Source organism: Peijinzhouia sedimentorum (genome assembly GCF_049340005.1).
Taxonomy (GTDB): domain Bacteria; phylum Bacteroidota; class Bacteroidia; order Cytophagales; family Cyclobacteriaceae; genus CAXBDP01.
In genome coordinates this window covers 129,028-149,934 of record NZ_JBMPIY010000005.1, presented here as the reverse complement: position 1 = coordinate 149,934, position 20,907 = coordinate 129,028, and the positions used below count along the sequence as shown (strand labels likewise).

General features: G+C 38.5%; 16 protein-coding genes. 10 read left to right on the top strand and 6 right to left on the bottom strand.

The window, feature by feature from the left end; all coding sequences use genetic code 11:
• Positions 1 to 184: 184 nt before the first annotated feature.
• From mtaB to ACOXY8_RS09420, 3 genes are all read left to right on the top strand, one after another.
• Positions 185 to 1,501, top strand: a complete 1,317-nt coding sequence (gene mtaB, locus ACOXY8_RS09430) for a tRNA (N(6)-L-threonylcarbamoyladenosine(37)-C(2))-methylthiotransferase MtaB (protein WP_458331329.1) — start codon at positions 185 to 187, stop codon at positions 1,499 to 1,501.
• A 64-nt stretch (positions 1,502 to 1,565) separates the two neighbouring features.
• Positions 1,566 to 2,924: an amidohydrolase family protein gene (locus ACOXY8_RS09425; RefSeq protein ID WP_458331328.1), complete on the top strand. Its 1,359-nt coding sequence runs from the start codon at positions 1,566 to 1,568 to the stop codon at positions 2,922 to 2,924.
• Positions 2,925 to 2,985: 61 nt separating this feature from the next.
• Positions 2,986 to 3,714, top strand: a complete 729-nt coding sequence (locus ACOXY8_RS09420) for a hypothetical protein (protein WP_458331327.1) — start codon at positions 2,986 to 2,988, stop codon at positions 3,712 to 3,714.
• 45 nt (positions 3,715 to 3,759) lie between these two features.
• On the opposite strand, the gene ACOXY8_RS09415 is transcribed toward ACOXY8_RS09420, so the two are convergent.
• The 3 genes from ACOXY8_RS09415 to ACOXY8_RS09405 form a co-directional block, all read right to left on the bottom strand.
• A complete protein-coding gene (locus ACOXY8_RS09415; RefSeq protein WP_458331326.1) occupies positions 3,760 to 4,080 on the bottom strand; it encodes a DUF4221 family protein in 321 nt (106 codons plus the stop codon).
• A gap of 375 nt (positions 4,081 to 4,455) precedes the next feature.
• The gene (locus ACOXY8_RS09410) at positions 4,456 to 4,875 is read right to left on the bottom strand and encodes a hypothetical protein (protein WP_458331325.1); all 420 of its coding nucleotides are present in this window, start codon (positions 4,873 to 4,875) and stop codon (positions 4,456 to 4,458) included.
• Positions 4,875 to 8,036 carry an efflux RND transporter permease subunit gene (locus ACOXY8_RS09405; RefSeq protein WP_458331324.1) on the bottom strand — a complete coding sequence of 1,054 codons (3,162 nt, stop codon included), beginning with the start codon at positions 8,034 to 8,036 and terminating at the stop codon, positions 4,875 to 4,877. The genes ACOXY8_RS09410 and ACOXY8_RS09405 overlap by 1 nt, the downstream gene beginning before the upstream one ends.
• A gap of 217 nt (positions 8,037 to 8,253) precedes the next feature.
• On the opposite strand from ACOXY8_RS09405, the gene ACOXY8_RS09400 reads away from it, so the two are divergent.
• The 4 genes from ACOXY8_RS09400 (at position 8,254) to ACOXY8_RS09385 (ending at position 14,576) form a co-directional block, all read left to right on the top strand.
• Entirely contained in the window at positions 8,254 to 9,318 is a 1,065-nt protein-coding gene (locus ACOXY8_RS09400) for an efflux RND transporter periplasmic adaptor subunit (protein ID WP_458331323.1), read from the top strand.
• 12 nt (positions 9,319 to 9,330) lie between these two features.
• The gene (locus tag ACOXY8_RS09395; protein ID WP_458331322.1) at positions 9,331 to 12,399 is read left to right on the top strand and encodes an efflux RND transporter permease subunit; all 3,069 of its coding nucleotides are present in this window, start codon (positions 9,331 to 9,333) and stop codon (positions 12,397 to 12,399) included.
• A gap of 158 nt (positions 12,400 to 12,557) precedes the next feature.
• Positions 12,558 to 13,631, top strand: coding sequence for an alpha/beta fold hydrolase (locus tag ACOXY8_RS09390; RefSeq protein WP_458331321.1), 1,074 nt, complete (start codon positions 12,558 to 12,560; stop codon positions 13,629 to 13,631).
• Between the two features lie 21 nt (positions 13,632 to 13,652).
• Complete coding sequence (locus ACOXY8_RS09385) at positions 13,653 to 14,576, top strand: endonuclease/exonuclease/phosphatase family protein (RefSeq protein ID WP_458331320.1); 924 nt, start codon at positions 13,653 to 13,655, stop codon at positions 14,574 to 14,576.
• A 17-nt stretch (positions 14,577 to 14,593) separates the two neighbouring features.
• Here ACOXY8_RS09385 and ACOXY8_RS09380 read toward each other — a convergent pair whose 3' ends face one another.
• Entirely contained in the window at positions 14,594 to 15,028 is a 435-nt protein-coding gene (locus ACOXY8_RS09380; RefSeq protein ID WP_458331319.1) for a DUF2147 domain-containing protein, read from the bottom strand.
• Between the two features lie 157 nt (positions 15,029 to 15,185).
• On the opposite strand from ACOXY8_RS09380, the gene ACOXY8_RS09375 reads away from it, so the two are divergent.
• The gene (locus ACOXY8_RS09375; protein ID WP_458331318.1) at positions 15,186 to 15,953 is read left to right on the top strand and encodes a 3-hydroxybutyrate dehydrogenase; all 768 of its coding nucleotides are present in this window, start codon (positions 15,186 to 15,188) and stop codon (positions 15,951 to 15,953) included.
• 15 nt (positions 15,954 to 15,968) lie between these two features.
• Positions 15,969 to 17,345: a GntP family permease gene (locus ACOXY8_RS09370; RefSeq protein WP_458331317.1), complete on the top strand. Its 1,377-nt coding sequence runs from the start codon at positions 15,969 to 15,971 to the stop codon at positions 17,343 to 17,345.
• Here ACOXY8_RS09370 and ACOXY8_RS09365 read toward each other — a convergent pair.
• Positions 17,342 to 17,779 carry a hypothetical protein gene (locus ACOXY8_RS09365; RefSeq protein WP_458331316.1) on the bottom strand — a complete coding sequence of 146 codons (438 nt, stop codon included), beginning with the start codon at positions 17,777 to 17,779 and terminating at the stop codon, positions 17,342 to 17,344. The genes ACOXY8_RS09370 and ACOXY8_RS09365 overlap by 4 nt on opposite strands.
• Before the next feature lie 270 nt (positions 17,780 to 18,049).
• Here ACOXY8_RS09365 and ACOXY8_RS09360 point away from each other — a divergent pair, with 270 nt between their 5' ends.
• A complete protein-coding gene (locus ACOXY8_RS09360; protein ID WP_458331315.1) occupies positions 18,050 to 19,594 on the top strand; it encodes a GNAT family N-acetyltransferase in 1,545 nt (514 codons plus the stop codon).
• A 99-nt stretch (positions 19,595 to 19,693) separates the two neighbouring features.
• On the opposite strand, the gene ACOXY8_RS09355 is transcribed toward ACOXY8_RS09360, so the two are convergent.
• Positions 19,694 to 20,887, bottom strand: coding sequence for a thiolase C-terminal domain-containing protein (locus ACOXY8_RS09355; RefSeq protein WP_458331314.1), 1,194 nt, complete (start codon positions 20,885 to 20,887; stop codon positions 19,694 to 19,696).
• Between the last annotated feature and the right edge of the window lie 20 nt (positions 20,888 to 20,907).

Sequence of the window (20,907 nt, the reverse complement as noted above, 5' to 3'; positions counted from 1 at the left end):
AATTTTTGTCTAAAAATACTCTATAGGATATTTTTTTAACCCATCATCTGAAATTTTTACAAAAATTTAAAAATTGTAGGGTCTGAAAAATGGTCATTTTTGAAAAGTCGATTAAAAAATCACTCCTTTTGGTTTAAAAATAGCCCCGCGAAAAATATAAATAGCTTTTTTGTACCTTTGCGCCATGCGAAAAGTGGCATTTTATACTCTAGGCTGTAAGCTCAATTTTTCAGAAACCTCCACCATCTCAAGGCAATTTGAAGATAGAGGCTTCCGCAAGGTAGATTTCACCGATTCTCCTGATGTATTTATTATCAATACCTGCTCTGTAACAGACAATGCAGATAAAAAATGCAAGAAGATTGTAAAGGAGGCGCAAAAAATATCCCCGAATGCTTTTGTGGCTATAGTCGGCTGTTATGCTCAACTAAAGCCAAAGGAAATAGCTGAAATTCCCGGTGTTGATGCAGTACTTGGGGCGGCGGAGAAGTTTCAGCTTTTAGATTTGATTCCCGCTTTTGAGAAAAAACCTGAGTCCATAATATTAGCTTCTGAAATAGCGGAAGCTAACACCTTTCATGCAGCGCATTCTATCCACGATCGCACACGTACTTTCTTGAAAGTACAAGATGGCTGTAATTACTCTTGTTCTTTCTGTACCATCCCATTGGCGAGAGGAGAAAGCCGAAGTGATAAGATTGTAAATATTGTAAAAAGCGCACAATCCATTGGCGAAACAGGCGTAAAAGAAATAGTACTCACAGGTGTAAATATTGGCGACTTTGGCTGGAACGAAGGAAAGCGGGAGGAAAAGTTTATTGACTTAATAAAGCAACTTGACACTGTAAATTCCATAGAGAGATTCCGGATTTCATCCATAGAGCCAAATCTATTGACCGATCCTATTATTGAATTTGTATCAAAGTCTAGAAGCTTTGTTCCGCATTTTCATGTGCCGCTACAATCAGGTAGCAACAAGATTTTGAAGCTGATGCGCAGGCGTTATCAGCGTGAATTATATGTAGAGAAGGTGAATAGCATAAAATCTTACATGCCGCATGCCTGCATTGGCGTAGATGTAATCGTGGGCTTTCCAGGCGAAACTGAAACTGATTTTTTGGAAACTTATGAGTTTTTAAATGCTCTCAACATTTCCTATCTGCATGTTTTCACTTATTCCGAAAGACCAAATACCTTGGCGGAAAGGATGGCGGGATTTGTGGAACCGAAGGAAAGAGCGAAGCGCTCCAAAATGTTGCGGATTTTATCTGACAAAAAGCGTAGGAAATTCTACGAAGAGAATTTAGACAAAGAATTCACTGTGCTCTTCGAAGAGGATGTGGAAGATGGAAAAATGCAGGGCTTTACTGAGAACTACATTCGAATAATGGCCAATTATGATCCGCTGCTGATCAACGAAACTAAAAAAGTACTTTTGAGAGAAATCAATCCTCAAGGCTTGGTGGAAGTGGAAGAAGTATTTGAATACGCCAAACATTGAATTTTTAAAATTAGATAACATTTCATCCGTAAGCTTTCGTAAATTGGTATAAAATCCAACTGACATGAAAGCTTACTTCAAAATTCTCACCCTTAGTTTACTTGCAGTAATCCTCTTTTTACCTCCCGCTTTTTCACAGAAAATAGCAATCACAGATGTCCATGTTATTCCTATGGATCGGGAGATATTGCTGGAAAATCAGACGGTTCTAATTTCAAATGGAAAAATCGAATCCATCTCCAATTCTGCTGATTTTCAAAATAATGGAAACTATCAAATAATTGAAGGCAAAGGAAAGTATCTAATCCCTGGCTTATCCGAATTTCATTCACACATTCCAAATAACATGGAGCTCGCAGAGGAAACCATGTGGCTGTATGTGATGCATGGTGTGCTTACAGTTAGAGGAATGATCGGCCATCCAAATCATTTGGTGCTGAAAGAGAAAATTGCCAATGGCGAACTAGTTGGTCCAAGAATATTTGCTGCTGGACCATCTCTTAATGGCACTTCGGTAGAGAATCCAGAAAAGGGGCGCCAAATGGTGAAAGACCAAGCCGCTGCTAATTATGATCACCTAAAATTACACCCTGGCTTAGATAAGCCGAAATTTGATGCTATCGCCGAAACAGCTCAAAATGAAGATATTTTTTATGGCGGACATGTATCTGTAGATGTAGGTTTGGTGCATGCATTGGCGGGAGGATATCGTTCTATTGAGCACATGGATGGTTATATCGAAGCTTTGGTAAGCGACAAATCATTGCTCGATCCACAAGTTTCAGGTCTATTTGGTGTCAATCTGATTGAGCATATCGACAGAAATAAAATGGATGAATTGGTGAAAATGACCAAAGCTCAAAAAACTTGGATTGTACCCACCCAAAGCCTTTTTGAGCGCTGGATGGGACCTGCATCAGCTCAGGAATTTGAACAGATGGAAGAATTTAAGCTAATGGCGGTTGGAACGAGAGCTAATTGGTTTCGCCAAAAGCGCATGTTTGATAATTCGCAACCGAATAAAGAGAAATTGGAGGATTATCTGGCCTTCCGTAGAGAAATGCTAATGATGCTGCATGATGCAGGAGTTCCATTTGTGCTAGGTTCTGATTCACCACAAATATTGAATGTACCAGGTGTGGCAACGCATCATGAAATGGCTGCACTTGCAAGAGCTGGAATGTCGCCATTTGAGATTTATAAAACTGGAACCGTGAACGCTGCTGAATATTTTGAGCAAAAAGAAACATTTGGACAAATAACGGTTGGTGCTGATGCAGACCTAGTTTTGCTAAATGCGAATCCATTGGAAGCTGTTGAAAATTTCCAGACAATTGAAGGGGCTATAGTACAAGGGAAGTTTATAACTAAGGAAACCCTAAATCAAAAGAAAATGGAAATTATTGAAGCAAATAAAGAATGAGATTCTCTTAATAAGTCTTTACTTTGTTCTGATTTTTTTTCTTAATTAATCTGTGAACTACATGAGAGTATTTTCAAGCATCGCTTTAATCGGAATTGTTTCAGTTCTTGCTTCATCTTGTGGGCCTACCTACTATGTGCCAAACGCTCAAAATGTGCCTTTGTTTACGGAGCAAGGACAAACCCATGCTAGCGTAAGAATTTCAGGCGGATTATACCAAACTGGTTTTGAATTACAAGGAGCTCATGCTATAACAGAAGATAGAGCAGTAATGCTAAATGTGCATGCTATAAATTTAGAAAATGGTGGTGGTGGATATTTTGGTGAAGCAGGTTATGGTCTCTTTAGGCCTTTGGGCAAACATTTTGTATTCGAAACATACGGCGGCTTAGGCTATGGAAGTCTCAATAACCAATATTATACTGAAGATGGTGAAAGACAAATTAAAGTAAACACCGACTATTTGCGCTTGTTTGCTCAACCTCAAATTGCATTGACTACAAAGGTTGTGGATCTAGCTTTCACCTCCCGCTTTTCATATATTAATTTTGGAGAAGCTCCCAATATAATTGGCCTACCAGAAACTGTACAACAAGAGCTTCAATACATCCGCAACAACCAAGGAAATTTGTTTTGGGAGCCAGGTCTTACACTCCGTTTAGGTTGGGATTATGTAAAGCTTGAAGGACAATTACTATTTAGCGGTCCTTTTACCAATAATGATTTGAATGCAGATCCTTTTAATTTCAATTTGGGAGTGACGATGAAGTTACCGGCTAAGAAAAAGTAATTTCGATTATAGAAGGAGGCACCAAACTCATTGATCTAAAGCTTTTTAAATATCAAAAACATCAAATCCCAGTTCATCATCCTTTTCTTTAATTGCTGCCCGAACAAGGCCTTTGGGATGAATAAATCCGCTGTGGAATAGATATTCATTTCTTGAAAATTCTAATTCAGCTAAGAAATTTCCTTCTAAATCAGCCACCAGAACACTATACTTCCTTTTGCTCATATCATTGCCGGCACTAAGATTCTCCTGACTCATAATTCTGTAAAATAATTTCCTATATGGATCGTAAAGCATAGCAACATATGCCGCAGAATAGCCCGCAGTAATGGTAATTAAACCTCCCTTTAATTCGTCAATTGGCACATAATGAAACTTAGGATCATTTAAAGATCGAAGAGAAAAAGCTGGCTTAAGTTATTGTCCATCCAGCCTGTAAATGGAATCGCCAAGAGCAAATGAGACAAAAACATCCTCTCCCACTTACTGAGAAAACATTTTAATGTAATTTATATCTCTATCATACTCTTTGTAGATTTCCGAGTAGCTATAATTTATCAATCCTGAAACCCTATTTTCCTTAGTAGATAATTTTATAAACCTTTTATCAGGCAGCCATAATTCAGACTCCCATAACCCTGGCATTAGTCCGATAATTATTTCATCATTAAGAAATATTGGATGGGCATAGTTAGAGATTTGTGGATATTTATCTTCTGTCGATTCAATGAAATTTTCCAGTTAAATTTCATTAATAATTTCACCCTCCCAGTTCATTACGTACCTCTTCCTTTTGGTAATAAGAAGTAATGAGTCCAAATTAAGCATCCATACTTTAGGTGGCATTGGCGCTCCATTTGGGCCTTCTCTAGGCACATGCAGTCTTTTCAGCTTTTCTCCATCACTCAAATCGTAAAGATCAATATTTGGACCTTTGGTAGAACCAATCCCTCCTGTCTCTACCATCAACAGATATTCACTATCCCCAATTTGACTATACTGGAATAGCTGGGAATTGCCTGTTGAAAACTCATCCAATGCCAATATGATATCATCTACCTTAAAATCCTTTAAATCACCTGTTACAACTTTGATTTCCTTTTCAGAATGACAAGCCATTAGAGCTGAAATGAAAATGAGGTAACAAATGCATTTAAGCATTAAGCTACTGGTTGAATGCTTTTCCTTTTAGTGGAAACCAATTCAGCCTTTTTCACCAAGAATATCGGCAAAAGAATAAAAATCGCTACCATAGAAAATATAAGCCCGCCAATAGTTCCGATAGCCAATGAGAACCAGAACACTTCATTTTGACCCTCAATAATAAATGGCACCAAACCTAGGCAGGTGGATAATACTGTGAGAATAATCGGAATCCATTTGCCCGTAACTGCCTTTATTACTCTTCGATTGTGATTTGCTATTGGCAAATTATTGAAGTCATTCACGACAAATATTGCGGCATTTACCACTAAGCCACCTAACATCAGAAAGGCAGCATATCCACCTTGATCGAAATTGAAATCGAACAGAGAGAAAATTAAAAACAGGCCTATAAAGGAAACTGGAATAGAAATGATAATTAGGAATGGCTGCTTTAGATTTTCGAATAGAATTCCACAAATGAAGAAAATGCCAAACATCAATAGCACAATTAATCCGTACTGAATATTTGAACTTTGGTTACCAAACCAATAACCATAACCACCAACTTTTGCGGTATAGCCAATTGGCATTATTGCTTTCATTTCCTCCAAAACTTGGTCTCGATACTCGGCACCAAACTTACTAGAACCGAAATAGTCGAAACGAACCATCCGTTTGTATTGCCTATTTTCTTTGTAAATCGTATTCGGCGTTTTCACAAATTCTAACTCCGCCAAATCCTTTATTCTTACTAACCTCGATGTATCCAATGGCAATGCATTTTCCATCATTTGATATCTTGAGAAATTATCAGAGCCTGTGGTTTTCACAAAAATAGGATATAGCTTATCATCAAACTCGATGGATCCAGACGCAGAAGTTGTTTTACTCATATTGCGCAACATGCTCAGCAATTGACCTTGATTTACTCCGTTCAAAGCAAGCTTTGAAGGCGAGAAAGAAAGAATGTATTCATCCATCGAGCGGTCTTGCCAACCAGATAAGGCATTAATATCCACTTCTTGAATTCGCCTATGTTCTAAAAGTTTGTCAGCCATAATTTGTGCCTGCACAGCGAGTTCATCAAAATTATAGCCCCACATTTCGACACTGTAGCTGGGAATCTGATTACTACTCCCTGTATTAAACCCTTGGCCTACTCCATATACATTCCAATTGACACCGGACCAATCTAGTGAGCGCGCAATGAGCTCGCCTTTTAGCTGATACGGGATTGACGAAAACTCATAATCCTCTAAGAAAGTAATATCAATAGAAGCACTTTGCCCTGAATTTACAGAGGTTACAAATTTTTCAATTCCTTCATAACCAACTAAGAAGTCCTCAAAAAAGCTAATTACATAATTCATTTGATCTAGGGTAGTACCATATGGCATCCCTGCTCGCAAATAAAGGCGCGTTTTCTCTGGCTCACGATAGCTGGATCTTTCATAAACCCCTCTTTTGAACATTCGAAATGAGCCACCAGTAATTTTATCCACCCATGGTCGTACATGCTCAAGATATTTTTCATTTCCGAGAGATTTATTATACCATTCTTGGCCATCCCATTTGGTTGGTAGCATAAATATTGGAAAACCGAAAAGCCAAACGATCAAAAAAACTACCAGTTTTCTTCTATTAGCAAGCCAATAAATCATTTTTGAATATCCTCTAAACAGTCTCACCTTTTTGCGCAGCTTTGGATAAGTATGCAGATTGTTCCTTTTGAGGCGTTCTTTGAATAGTAAAAAATATAAAGCCGGCGTGAAGAACAAAGCAACAAATAAAGAAACAGCCAAGGTAATTGCCACCACTTTTGAAAAGTCAATTAAGTTACGCTGAAGCTGCTCTGGCAATAAAAATACTGACAGCAAGGCCATAATTGTCGTCAAGGATGCCGCCAACAAAGCCAGAAATATCTTTGCATTCTTTTTTTTATGGAGGTGATCCACCATTACTATGGCATTATCCATTATCAATCCGAAGGAAATGGTAATACCTGCTAATGAATATAAATTAATATTAACCTCCAGAAAATAAACCAAAATTGCAGCAAGACTGAGGTTTACAAATAACCCAGCAAAAATGGTTAAGAGATAACGAGGGTTGCGACTAGCTAAGAAAATGAAAATTGTTAGAATCAATACAGAAAGACCCGTTCTCTTATAAATCTTATTAAGCTCCTTTTGAAGAAACTCCGACTCATCTGTTTGCAGAAATAATGAATAACCTTCCGGAAGCAAATTGATAGAATTGTTCACAACCTCTTTCACTGCATTCGCTACAACTACTTTATTCACTCCATCGCGAGGGGTAATGCTAAGGTTAATAGCATTTTTACCATCAATTCTAAAATATCTATTGGGCTCCTGCTCTTCCATGAAAATCCTACCCACATCCTTTATCGCTATTTCCTTGCCCTCAAAGTATCCTAGAATTATGTTCTCTAATTCTACAATATCAACAAGCTCTTTGTCTATTCGAATAAAAAACTGCTGAGAAGCTGATGTCGTTGCCAAACCTGGAAACTCACTACCTGTGCTGTTACGAATACTTGCCGAAACATCATTTACATCGATTCTATATTGAATGAGCTTGGCTAAATCTAAATCAACAGTAATCTGCAAATCCCTAGCTCCTGAAATCACCACTTCCTCTAGTTCAGGCATTTGAATAAGCTGCTTACGAATTACGTCTTCCACTTCCTGTTTTATTTTAAACGGAGCAAAAGGAGCATTAATCGTGTAAATTAAAAATGGACCCTTGGTCTGCCTACTATTATCATCTCCTCCAAACTGCTGTGCAAATGGATATGACACATTCTCTGGCAACTTGCTATACACATTTCGAATAAGGGTATTTACCTCAAATTTCTTAAAACCAATATCTGCGTCCTTCTCAAACTCAAGCGTGATAGTACCGCTATTATCCCTGCTCGTTGATGAAATCTTTTTGAGCCCACTTACTTGAGAGAGTGTATTCTCCAAAGGTGAAGTCACCAATCGCTCTACAATTTCAGGCGATGACCGCGCCATAGAATAAGTCACCTGAATTTTCGGGTCCGGCGGAGTAGGCAGAAAATCTACGGAAAGTTTGGGTATGAGCGCTAAACCAGCAAAGCTCAAAGCCAAAAAGAGAATAACCGTGCGGAAAGGGCTAAAAAAGTCGTTCATTGATTGCTTTTCGAAAGGACAAACTGATTTACGGATGATCCATTTTAAGAAATAGTTTTATTAAAAGATAAACTTTAAAATCTTTTTGCTAATTTATTTTTTAGTTTTAATAAAAAAAATGTTTTTTTGAGAAAGTTTATCTGAATATGCTTTTATTTAAAACTATTAAAGTGAAATAAGCATCAAGAATGCAAATGAAGAACACAACCATAAACTCATGAAAAAAATCCTTTGCTTACTTATCCTCCCTCTTTTCTTCGCTTGTGAAGAAGAAACAGAAGACAGCTCAGAAGTAGATCCACAAGAACTTCGTAAGGAATTGCGAGCCACTGAAGTAGAAGTTGGTTTTGCCCAAATCAAAGATTTTGAATACCTCGTAAATACGTCAGGTAAGATAGAAGCAAATAGAGAAATCATTCTTCCTTTTGAAAAAAGTGCTGTAATCAAAAAACTGAATGTGGTCAATGCCCAAGTAGTAAGGGAAAACCAAACTTTGGCAGAGCTTGAGAATGAGGATGAGAAAATGGCGCTTAGAAAGGCTAAAATGAGTTATGATCAAAGTTATGTGAATTTCCAAAACGACTCATTGAATTATGGAAGTGGCCAATTCACCGAGGTTATTAAAAGAAATCTGGAGTTGAAAAATAATATTGTAAGTGCTAGGCTGAACATCGAAGAAGCCGAATTGAACTTAGAAAAAACATTTATAAAAGCACCTATTTCTGGAGTTGTAGCCAATCTGATGACTCGTGAAGGTGGAATGGCAAGCGGTGGTAATGAGTTTTGCAGAATTTATGATCCTAATTCATTGGTTTTGGATGCTAATATCTTAGAATCTGATGTTTCGCTTGTGGAAATTGGGCAAAAGGTAGATGTATATCCTGTATCAAGAAATTCGGGAAGCTTTGTAGGTACTGTAAAGGAGATAAATCCTTTTGTAAATGAAAATGGGTTAGTAACGGTGAGAATCGCCATTGCTAATAGTTCCAGTTTGATACCAGGAATGAATGCCAATGCTGTGATTCATGTACCGCAAACGGCAAATGTGATTGTCCCTAAAAAAGCAGTGACCGTTCGAGGAGGGCGGGAGGTTGTATTCACTATTGAAAATGGAAAAGCTAAATGGAATTATGTAGAATCTGGTCTTGACAATGGCGTAGAGATAGAAATCCTAGAAGGTATTTCAGCTGGAGCTCAGGTAATCCTAACCAACAACTTACAACTTGCTCATGATGCGGAAGTGGCAATTGTTACTCCTGCTACAGTCCAAACTGAAAACTAAGCTTTTTACTTCATGGTAAAATTTCTAATCCAACGTCCTATTGCGGTGATTATGACAACCATTTTGGTGATCATTTTCAGTGTACTTTCCGCTCTACAATTACCTGTTTCCTTATTGCCTGAAATTGATGTTCCTGAAATTGTGGTAAAGGCAAATTACCCAAATGCCTCACCATCAATCATGGAAAATAATATCCTAAAGCCTATTAGAGAGCGATTGAGGACGGTTTCGGGACTAGAATACTTAGAAAGCAAAGCTGGCAGCGAAACCGGCACCATTCATCTGCGATTTGCCTATGGCACTCAGATGGATCTAGCTTACATCGATGTAAATGAGAAAATGGATAGGTTATCCGAAACCTTACCCAGAGATATTACTCGTCCACAAATAGTTCGAATCAACACTTCTGATATTCCTGTAATTCGCATTCAAGTAAAACCTCGCAGCGAAGCAGACCTTACCGATGTATCAGAACTTACTGAGAAGGTACTCAAAAAGAGAATTGAACAGCTTGAAGGCGTGAGTTTGGTGGATGTAAACGGCCTACAAAGAAGCTTAATCCAAGTAGAACCCTATCGAGAGAAATTACTAGCCCTCGGTCTAACAGAAGCTAATATAGCTCAAACCATCCAAACAGCTAACCTTGAACTCTCTACTCTATCCGTAGCTGATGGTCAATACCGCTATTTCCTCAAAGTAGCCAACCGTCTTGACAACCCTGAAGAAATTGAAAGCCTTCCAGTAAGAGCAAGAGATGGTACTATATTGAAATTGAGAGATGTTGCTAAAATCTCCATTGGCTCAGAAAAAATACTTGGCTACCACCTAATAGGTAAAGATGCTGGCTTGGTCATTACAGCGCATAAACAAGCCAGTGCCAAAATGAATGAATTGATGCCGCGTATTTATGAGGCAATTGAGTATTTCAAAGACGATTACCCAAATATTGATTTTGAAGTTACTCAAGACCAATCTATCCTACTGAATGCAGGTATTGGCAACTTACAAACGAGTTTATTATTTGGTGGTGCATTCGCATTCGCCGTGTTGTTTCTATTTATTGGCAGTGTTCGCCTGCCAATAATTATTGGTATTTCTCTCCCACTTTCTGTTGTTATTAGCTTTTTACTTTTTAGAGTAACTGGTCTAAGCATCAATATCATTTCATTGAGTGGTTTGGCTTTGGGCTTGGGTATGCTTATTGATAATTCCATCATTGTACTCGATAATATTACGAGGCATCGTAAAGAAGGCCTTCCACTTATCGATGCGTGTGTGAAAGGTGTTAATGAGGTAATGTCTGCACTTATCAGCTCCGTATTAACTACCCTTGCTGTATTTGTACCATTGATTTTCCTTAGCGGCATTACGGGAGCATTGTTTTTCGATCAGGCAGTGTCGGTAGCAATTGTACTTGGTGTATCACTCTTGGTTGCCTTTATCGTATTGCCATTACTTTACCGATTGTTCTTCGAGAATAGCAAAAAGAAATATGCGGATGACAGCAAGGGTTTCCTATTTATTCACAGGCTGTACAAAAAGGCTTTTGGATTTACTCTACGCTACAAGGCTCCTGTATTTATCATTCTTTTTCTATTGATTCCATTTGCCATTCTTCTAGGCCTATTTTTACCTACAGCTGGTTTACCAGAAATAGAGAAGACGGAAACCCAGGTTACTATTAATTGGAATGAGCCAATAGAGGTAGATGAAAACCGCAGAAGAGTGATGAATTTCTTAGATGCTATTCCTTACGAAGTATCAATCTCTGAAAGCGATATAGGGATAAATCAATTTCTTCTTTTCCAAGGAAATAATAGCGTGGAGAATGCGCTTATCTATTTCATGTTTCCGAATATGGATGAAAAGCAGCAAGCAGAGAAATATTTTCGTGAATATTTCAGTTTGAGATTCCCACTTGCGACCATCCAAATTGAAGATGCACCAAATGCATTTGATCAATTATTTGCTTCTGAAAAACCATATTTCGAAGCTAGATTTAGAAATCTAGGTCGTGGTGAACTGATTGAGTGGGAGAAAATTGAACCCCTTGCTTATGAAGCTGCAAAGTTTACAAACGATTCTGTACCCATATTTGGAGATGGTTTAATCAGAGAATCAGTATTGCAACTTAATATCAATAGCGATAGAATTAGGCTTTACAATTTGAGCGAGAATGATGTAAAGGAAAAAATCAAAAATAGCTTTAGTAATTACTTAGTTACTGAGATAAAGCGATTTGGGGAAGTTACACCTGTGGTGATTCGAGATGTAAATGATGACTTAAGTAATACGCTAAAAAGAGTAACTGTTCGCAATAATCAAGATGGAATTTACACGCTTGATCAATTCATTGACTACGAATTCACTCAAGATTATAAGTATTTAACTGCCTCAGATAATGGTGTATACCACTCCATTATTTGGGATGAGCTTGAAAATGAAGAAGATCTTTCAAATGAATTAGTAAAACTCGCAGGCACCAATAATTTGCTAGTAGATTTCCAAGGCAGAATATTCGATGATAAGGAAAACCTTCGTCAGCTAATCTTTATTCTCATTGTATCAGTTGTACTACTCTATTTTATCTTATCTGCTCAATTTGAGTCATTTTCACAACCTATTATTATTGTACTTACCCTCCCGCTTGGTTTGGGTGGAGCATTTTTAGTATTGCTTACAATGGGCGAGAGTATGAATATTATGAGCTCCATAGGTATGATTGTAATGCTTGGTATTATGGTAAATGATGCCATTTTGAAAGTGGACACCATGAATCGCTATATGCAAGAAAAACTTCAAGCTCAAGGACTCAGCAGAAAACTTGCAACAAGCGAATTTTATAATCAACTTCTCGAAGAAGCTATGTTGCGTGCTGGAACGATCCGATTAAAGCCAATCTTGATGACATCAATAACTACAATTCTTGCTTTACTACCAGTAGTGTTCTCTTCTGGTTTGGGTGCTGATTTGCAGCGACCGTTGGTCTATTCAGTAATTGGCGGTTTAACTATCGGTACTTTTACAGCGATATTCTTCATTCCTCTAGCTTATTGGTTCTTGCAAAAGAAAAGAGCCTAATCTATAAAGCATATTTCAAATTGACTATCGCTACGCTAACGGTACCGATAGTCAATTTGCTATTGCAAAAGCAACCGTACTTGGCGTAATTACAAGGCTCAAAGAGATCGAAACCAATTCAGACTCATTCAAGAGCTTTACCCAAAAGGAATAAAATCATGCTGAAGTACATTTTCACTTTTGCTTTACTACTTGGGCTTTATAGTATTGCTCAAGCTCAAAACAATTACCCAAGTCCAAAGCAGGGAATAATTGAGGTTAAAGATTTCACTTTCCATACTGGTGAGAAAATGGATTTGGTGAAGCTTGGCTACACAACCATTGGCACACTCAAAAAGGATGCAAATGGCAAAGCTACCAACGCAGTACTCATAATGCACGGCACAACAGGATCTGGCTCCAGCTTTTTGTCGGATCGCTTCGCAGGTAATCTCTTTGGCAAAGGCCAAATTTTAGATGCTAATGAATATTTCATCATTCTCTCAGATGCAATTGGTCATGGACGCAGTAGCAAACCTAGTGATGGACTACGCATGAATTTCCCTCGCTACAATTATGACGACATGGTAAATCTGATGCATAGAATGCTTACGGAAGGACTTGGAGTGAATCATTTGCGATTGGTAATGGGCACTTCGATGGGTGGAATGAATTCTTGGGTGTGGGGCTATCTATATCCAGATTTTATGGATGCGCTTATGCCACTAGCAAGCACACCTGTAGAAATTGCCGGTCGTAATAGGATGATGCGCAAAATGATGATGGATGCCATAATGGACGATCCAACTTGGGCAAATGGTAATTATCAAACAAAGCCGCTTGGACATAAACAAGCAATGCACACTTTAATAATGATGACAAGTTCACCATTACAATGGCAAAAAAATTACCCTACTAGAGAAAGTGCCGAAGCCTATTTGAAGCAAAGAGTTGATAGCTATTTCAGTGCAATTGATCCAAACGATTTGATTTATGCATTTGATGCTTCGAGAGATTATAATCCTAGCCTTCATTTGGAGAAAATAAAGGCTCCACTACTCTCTATCAATTCAGCTGATGATCAGGTAAATCCGCCAGAATTGGAACTCACCGAGCAAGTGATTGATAGAGTGCCTAATGGCAAATTTATCCTTTTGCCAATTACAGATGAAACAATTGGCCATAGTACACATTCAGTTCCCGCTGTGTGGGGACAGTATTTAGCTGAATTTTTGAAATCCACAGAAAAGTAATTTTCTTAAAAATACATATTGATGCTCAAATTCCTGAAGGTTAGTTTTGCGATTTTAGCCATATTATACCTTCTGAGTTACACTGCCAATTGGCTCTGGTTGGGAGAAGTTTTGGTCAATTTCCAACTCCAATTTGCGATAGCATTTGCACTGTTTGCACTTATATTTCTTTTCAAAAAAGTAAAGATTTTTACCCTATCTGCATTCTTTTTCATTATCCCTCCTGCCCTACAAGTATTCTTGGTAATGTTGCCAACTAAGCAGATTGAAGTAGAAGGCGAAATTAGCCAACTCAAGGTTCAATTGATAAATGTTTGGTCGGCCAATTCGAATTATGAAAGAGTTCAGAATTTTATCAGATCTGAAGATGCTGATATTCTAATTATTGTAGAATTGACACCTTCTTGGGCACAGGCAATGAGTTCGCTTAAAAACAACTTCCTAGAATGGCGGGAGGATGTACGCACCGATAATTTCGGCCTTGGGATCTATAGCAAAATCCCTTTACACAATATCCAAACGCATATTTGGTCTGAAACCGGCCATCCTAGTTTTACAGCTGAACTTACTCAGAATGGAAAGAAGATTAATCTAATTGCTACGCATCCTTATCCGCCAAAACACCCAAATGGATTGGAATTAAGAACAGAGCATTTTAAAAATATGACTCAATATATCAATGAAATAGAAGGTTCAATCATGCTTATAGGCGATCTTAATTGCAGTCCCTATTCACCACATTTCAAAAATCTTCTAGCTGAAACAAATTTGCGAGATTCACGAAAAGGCTTTGGGATTCAAGCAACTTGGCCAGCTCTATTTATTCCTGCTGCTTTCCCAATTGACCACGCACTGTTTAGCAGCGAATTCAATGTGCTAATCAGAACTAAAGGCCAAAAAATAGGCTCAGATCATTTGCCAATTACATTAACTGTAGAATACTGAAAATAGATTTCAGCATTCTATCTATCTCTTTTCCAAACCACAGTTTTACCTAAAAGAGGAGTTCCTATATAGCCTCTAAGCTCTAGAGTATTTTTATCCTTAAGACTGATATAACTAGTGTAAGTTTTACCACTTTTAGGGTCATAAGCCTCCCCATCTACCCAGCGATCTTTTCCATTGAAGCTAAATCCCTCAAGCACATTCATACCCATTACCTCCCGCCTTTTCATTTCAGAGTTCACATTATTCTCATCCTTCACGGGATTTCCATCATCGTCCTTTGGGTTTCTCAGCCAAACAACTTTTCCACAAAGCTCTTCACCACATCTATAGATTTCAATTTTCGCATCCCTTTCAGTATTCCACCAAACGCCAATCAGTTCCTCATCAGGATTATTTGTGAAAGAAGTCAAAAAAATAATTGTTAGTGCAAAAAGAGCTGATCGAATCATTTTCATAAAATAGTTATACCTAGTAAAGAAAGAAATATTGGAATTGTTTAAAAAGTGTTTCTTCGAAAGATTCACCAATCAACCTTCTATCCAATTATGCAAAAAAGCTACCAAAACCGCAATTTTGATGGTATTTTAAAGCTTTTAATCGACAATCATGAAGAACGTAATAATAACAGGAAGCACAAGTGGCATCGGCCTAGGCATCGCCAGATATTTCGCGAAAGCTGGAAATAACATACTGCTGAATGGGCTTGAGAAAAATGGAGTTGAAATCGCAAAATCCATCTCGGATGAATTTGAAGTGCAAACAATCTACTCACCTGCTAATATGCTCGAGCCCGCACAAATCTATGATATGGTGGCCGAAGCAGAAACGGCTTTTGGAAAAGTAGATGTGCTAATAAATAATGCTGGGATTCAGTTTGTATCACCTATTGAGGAGTTCCCAACCGAGAGATGGGACGCGATCATTGGAGTGAATATGACTTCTTGTTTTCATACTAGCAAGGCTGTATGGGCAGGAATGAAAACTCGAAACTGGGGGCGAATTATAAATATTACCTCTGCGCATGGTTTAAGAGCCTCCGCGTTTAAAAGCGCTTATGTGGCGGCCAAACATGGCGTAACGGGCCTTACCAAAACGCTGGCACTTGAAGGCGCAAATTGCGGAATTACGGTAAATGCTATTTGCCCCGGCTACGTCAAAACTCCACTAGTGGAAGGGCAAATCGCCGACCAAGCAAAGGCACATGGCATGACTGAAGAAGAGGTGATCCAAAATGTGATGTTGACCAAACAACCCATAAAGGAATTTGTGGAAATAAATGATCTGGCAGCTTTGGCTATGTTTATTGCATCTGATGCAGCTAAAATGATAACAGGAGCCAGTATTCCAGTTGAAGGCGGCTGGACAGCTCAATAAGAAATCCAAGCTTCAATGGAGATAATCGGGATTTTAATATCGCTGCTACTTTTGATGTACTTAGCCTACAGAGGCTACAGTGTAATTATCATCGCGCCAATACTTGCTTTGTTGGCTGTAGCAATTAATGGCGAAGGCAAATTACTTGCCTTTTACACCCAAATTTTTATGATGGGTTTAGGTAGCTTCGTTATCAAATATTTTCCTGTATTTCTGTTAGGCTCGGTTTTCGGTAAATTGATGGAGGAAACAGGCGCAGCCGGTAGCATTGCCAAAGCGATTGTGTTGCGACTAGGAAATTCCAATGCAATTGCAGCGATTGTTCTTTCTTGTGCAGTCCTCACTTATGGAGGAGTATCCTTATTCGTAGTAGCATTTGCAATATATCCATTGGCAGCAGCTCTTTTTCGTGAGGCAAATGTTCCTAAAAGACTTATTCCGGGAGCCATTGCTTTAGGCGCTTTCACATTCTCGATGACTGCTTTACCAGGAACGGTTCAAATCCAAAATTTGATTCCTATGCCCTATTTCCAAACCAATGCTTTCGCTGCTCCAATTTTTGGTCTTATTGCCTCAGCTATCATTTTATCAGTGGGTTTATATTGGTTTGCCAGACGAGAAAAAGCTGCAAGAAAAAAGGGCGAGGGATATGGAGAGCATGCAGAAATTGACAAGCCAAAAAGTTCCTCCAAACTACCTGCATTTCCATTAGCAGTTTTACCTGTAGCAGTAATTATCATTGCCAATTACCTTTTGGCGAATTATGTGATTCCTTCTTGGAATTTGAGTTTTCTGAATGAAACTGCTTTTGGCAGTATTTCAGCCGAAAGTATAAGCGGACTTTGGGCGATGATATTAGCAATGGTGGCTGGGATAATAGCTTTGCTAATTAGTCTAGGCGGGAGGTTAGAAAAGATTAACCAATCACTAGTAAAAGGTGCAAATGGATCACTTTTGCCCATTTTCAATACAGCATCGGAAGTTGGCTATGGAGCTACCATAGCTTCCTTGGCGGGCTTTGCCATTATCAAAAATTGGGTATTGTCGCTTTCACCAGAAAATCCGCTGATCAGCGAAGCAGTAGCAGTAAATATTTTGGCTGGGATTACTGGTTCTGCTTCGGGTGGATTGTCTATTGCCATGGAAGCATTGGGCGATCAGTATTATCAATTAGCTCTAGAAAAAGGCATCGACCCTGAGCTATTGCATAGAGTAGCATCAATGGCTTGTGGCGGCCTGGATTCCCTCCCGCACAATGGAGCGGTCATTACTTTATTAGCCATTTGTGGTTTGAGCCATAAGGAATCCTATCTGGATATTGGCGTGGCTACTTTAGTGATTCCACTATCTACCTTGGCTTTGATGCTTGCTTTTTCTGGCTTTTTTATCTAATCCTGCAACTCAGGATTCTCGATAAATTTAATCGCAGGAGTTTCCGCACTAAAATACTGAATAGTCAAATCATGGTATTTATCCAAAAGTCTTTTCGCAATGCTTTTACTCGACAAATCCCGAAAAGTCATTTGAGAAGAAATTATTGCCAAATAGGCTCTGCCACCAATTGGATCCAAAAACCTTGGAAACCATGATCTTACAAGCCACGCTTGCTCATCGGGTGTAAGTGGGAGGATTTGCCGCTGATCGACCAAAATTTTATTAATATCACGCTCTTGCAAATACTGAATGCAAAATTCCAAAGCGTCGATATAATCTTGCTTAGCAACTTTTCCTTCCCAATTGATCCGCAAATAAGAATGCTCCTTATTTAGTAAAATTTCGACGACATTCTTTGCATATAAAATATCCATAAAAGCAATTTGTGGCATTTGAAGTTCTAATTTACAAATGCATCATTAATTCTCCTACCGATTATGCTTAAGCCAAGCAAAATTGGTTTTTTGGCTCTAGATTCTTATTTTAAAACCTTAGGAATTGCGAAAATATAATAATTGAACCTATTCCTATTTCAATTGCAAAGTTTATGATAGATAATAAATCTTATACATCATAAATGAAGTAATTTTGTAAAAGCGGGAGGAGTTTGCTCAAAAGCTAAAAATGAATGCTTGAGATTCCCGTATTTTAAATTTGAGATTATGACAGATCAATTAAATATAGAGTTAAGAAACCTTCAATTAGACGATTATCTCGATTTGAAGGAGACAATGAAAGAGGCTTACCCAAGTATGCAGGAACAATACTGGCGGGAAAGCCAATTAGAAAAATTGATGGACGTGTTTCCAGAAGGGCAACTTTGTGTGATTGTGAATGGAAAAGCGGTGGCTTGTGCATTTTCGATAATTGTAAATGCTAAACTTGCTGAGAAAAACCATTCCTACAAGGAAATTACGGGCAATTACACTTTCGATACGCACGATCCAAAAGGAGATGTACTATATGGAATAGAGATGTTCGTTCATCCGGAATATAGAGGAATGCGTTTGGGCAGAAGACTGTACGATACTCGAAAAGAGCTTTGCGAAAACCTGAACCTCCGCTCATTAATGATGGGAGGCCGAATTCCTAATTATAGCAAGTATTCTTATGAAATGACTCCTAGAGAATACATCGAAAAGGTAAAAAAACAAGAACTCTTCGACCCTACGTTGAGCTTTCAATTGGCCAATGATTTTCATCCAAAAAAGATTATCAAAAACTATCTAGCAGGCGATAAATCTTCGCTAGAATATGCTGTACTTTTGGAGTGGAGCAATATCTATTACGAAAAAAATGAGCCGATTCTTAATAGAAATCCATCGGTTGTAAGACTAGGTTTGGTACAATGGCAAATGCGTTCATTCCCGGACTTGGATGCGCTTGTAACCCAAGTAGAGTTTTTTGTGGATGCAATAAGTGGCTACAAGTCAGATTTTATCCTTTTTCCTGAATACATCAATGCTCCATTGATGGCTCCTTACAATAACTTGTCCGAAGCACAAGCAATTCGTGAATTAGCAAAATACACCGAACCACTTCGACAGCGATTTGCCGAACTTGCGGTGAGCTACAATGTAAATATCATCACAGGTAGCATGCCTCTGCTAGAGGAAAACAAATTACTAAATGTGGGTTACTTATGTCGTAGAGACGGAAGCGTTGAACGATATGATAAAATTCATATTACACCAAGTGAAATTACCTCCTGGGGTATGGTTGGCGGCAATAAACTTCGCTTATTCGACACGGATTGTGGCAGAATCGGAATTATGATTTGCTATGATGTGGAATTTCCAGAATTAGCTAGACTTTATGCAGAGCTGGGAATGCAAATTCTCTTTGTACCATTCCTTACTGATACTCAAAATGGCTATATGCGTGTAAGACGTTGCGCTCAAGCAAGAGCAATTGAAAATGAATGCTATGTAGCTATCGCAGGTTGCGTGGGTAACTTACCCAATGTAGAAAACATGGATATTCAGTATGCTCAATCAGCGGTATTTACTCCATCAGATTTTGCCTTTCCTACCAATGCAGTAAAGGCGGAAACTACGCCAAATACAGAGATGACCTTGATTGTAGATGTAGATTTAGATCTTTTGAAGGAATTGCACTTACAAGGAAGTGTAAGAAACTTGCTTGACAGAAGAACTGATTTGTTTGAAGTAAGAACGAAGACGGGTATAGAAATCGACTTGGTTTAAATTTAAGGACACAGAGAGAGGAAATTTCGCAACTTCCTCTCCTGTCCCTAAACTACCCTTTAAAGAAATCCAATCATGTTGGGCAAAAAATGGATTCTATTAGGCAATCCTCCGCATTACGGATATCATATTAGACGCTCCGGAACCTCCGACATTTAGCGTCATTCCAATTTCAGCATTTTTTACTTGCTTGCCAATGGCTTCACCTAGCAATTGCTTATAAATGAGGGCATGCATTGAAACTCCAGTAGCTCCAACTGGATGACCTTTTGCTTTTAAACCTCCCGAAGGGTTGATTACACATTTGCCACCCAAAAAAACATCTCCACTTTCTAAAACTTCAAACTCCCTCCCGCTTTTTGCTAAACCCATAGCGCTATATATAAGGAGCTCAGTTATTGTGAAGCAATCATGCACTTCAGCTACCTGTATATCTTTAATTTTGACACCCGCCATTTTTAAAGATTTTTCTACTGCAAAAGCTGCTCCTTCAAGTAGAAAATTTGGTCTTTTGCCATTTACGAGGTCAAGATAATCAGAAGCATTGTAAAATCCAGCTATTTCTACACTAGATTTCAAATTTAATCTAGATTCCCTTGAAATTACTATTCCAGCGGCGCCATCTGATATCAAAGAGCAATCGTGTAAGCGTAGTGGATAGGCAATCATTGGATTTTTTTCGTCTGGCAAAGCCAAAATATCCTCGGCAGTACGAGCTTTTTGAATATGAGCTAAAGGGTTGTCCACAGCATAGGTATATGCTTTAGCTGATATTTGTGCTAGCCAATTCCTTAATTGGGTTTCAGAGTATCCAAATTTTGCCATCCAGCCTTTGGCATATTCGGCAAATAGCCCTGGAAAAGTGTATTGCTCATTCCCCTCAATCGGCCAGTAGGATGCCATAGACAAAGCTCTGGTAGTATCTTTGGTATTGAGGGTGTTCATCTTTTCTACACCAATTACCAATGCCGTATCCATCATTCCTGATTGAATAGCCATAATGGCCATATGCACTGCTGAACTTCCAGATGCACAAGCATTTTCGGTCCTATACATCGGTTTATGCCTAAGCTCAGGCAATATATTCACTCCGAATGGCGCAATATGTTCTTGATTATTAAATGCTCCACCACTATAATTTCCTACAAATATGCCATTAATGTCCTTGGCTTCAATTCCTGCATCCTCAATCGCTCCAATAGCAGCTTCTGCATAAAGCGAATAGAGGGTTTGATCTTCAAGCTTACCAAATTTGGTGTTGTAAGCTCCAATTATTTGAACCGGCTTTTCCATCTTAAGTAATCATTTACAGA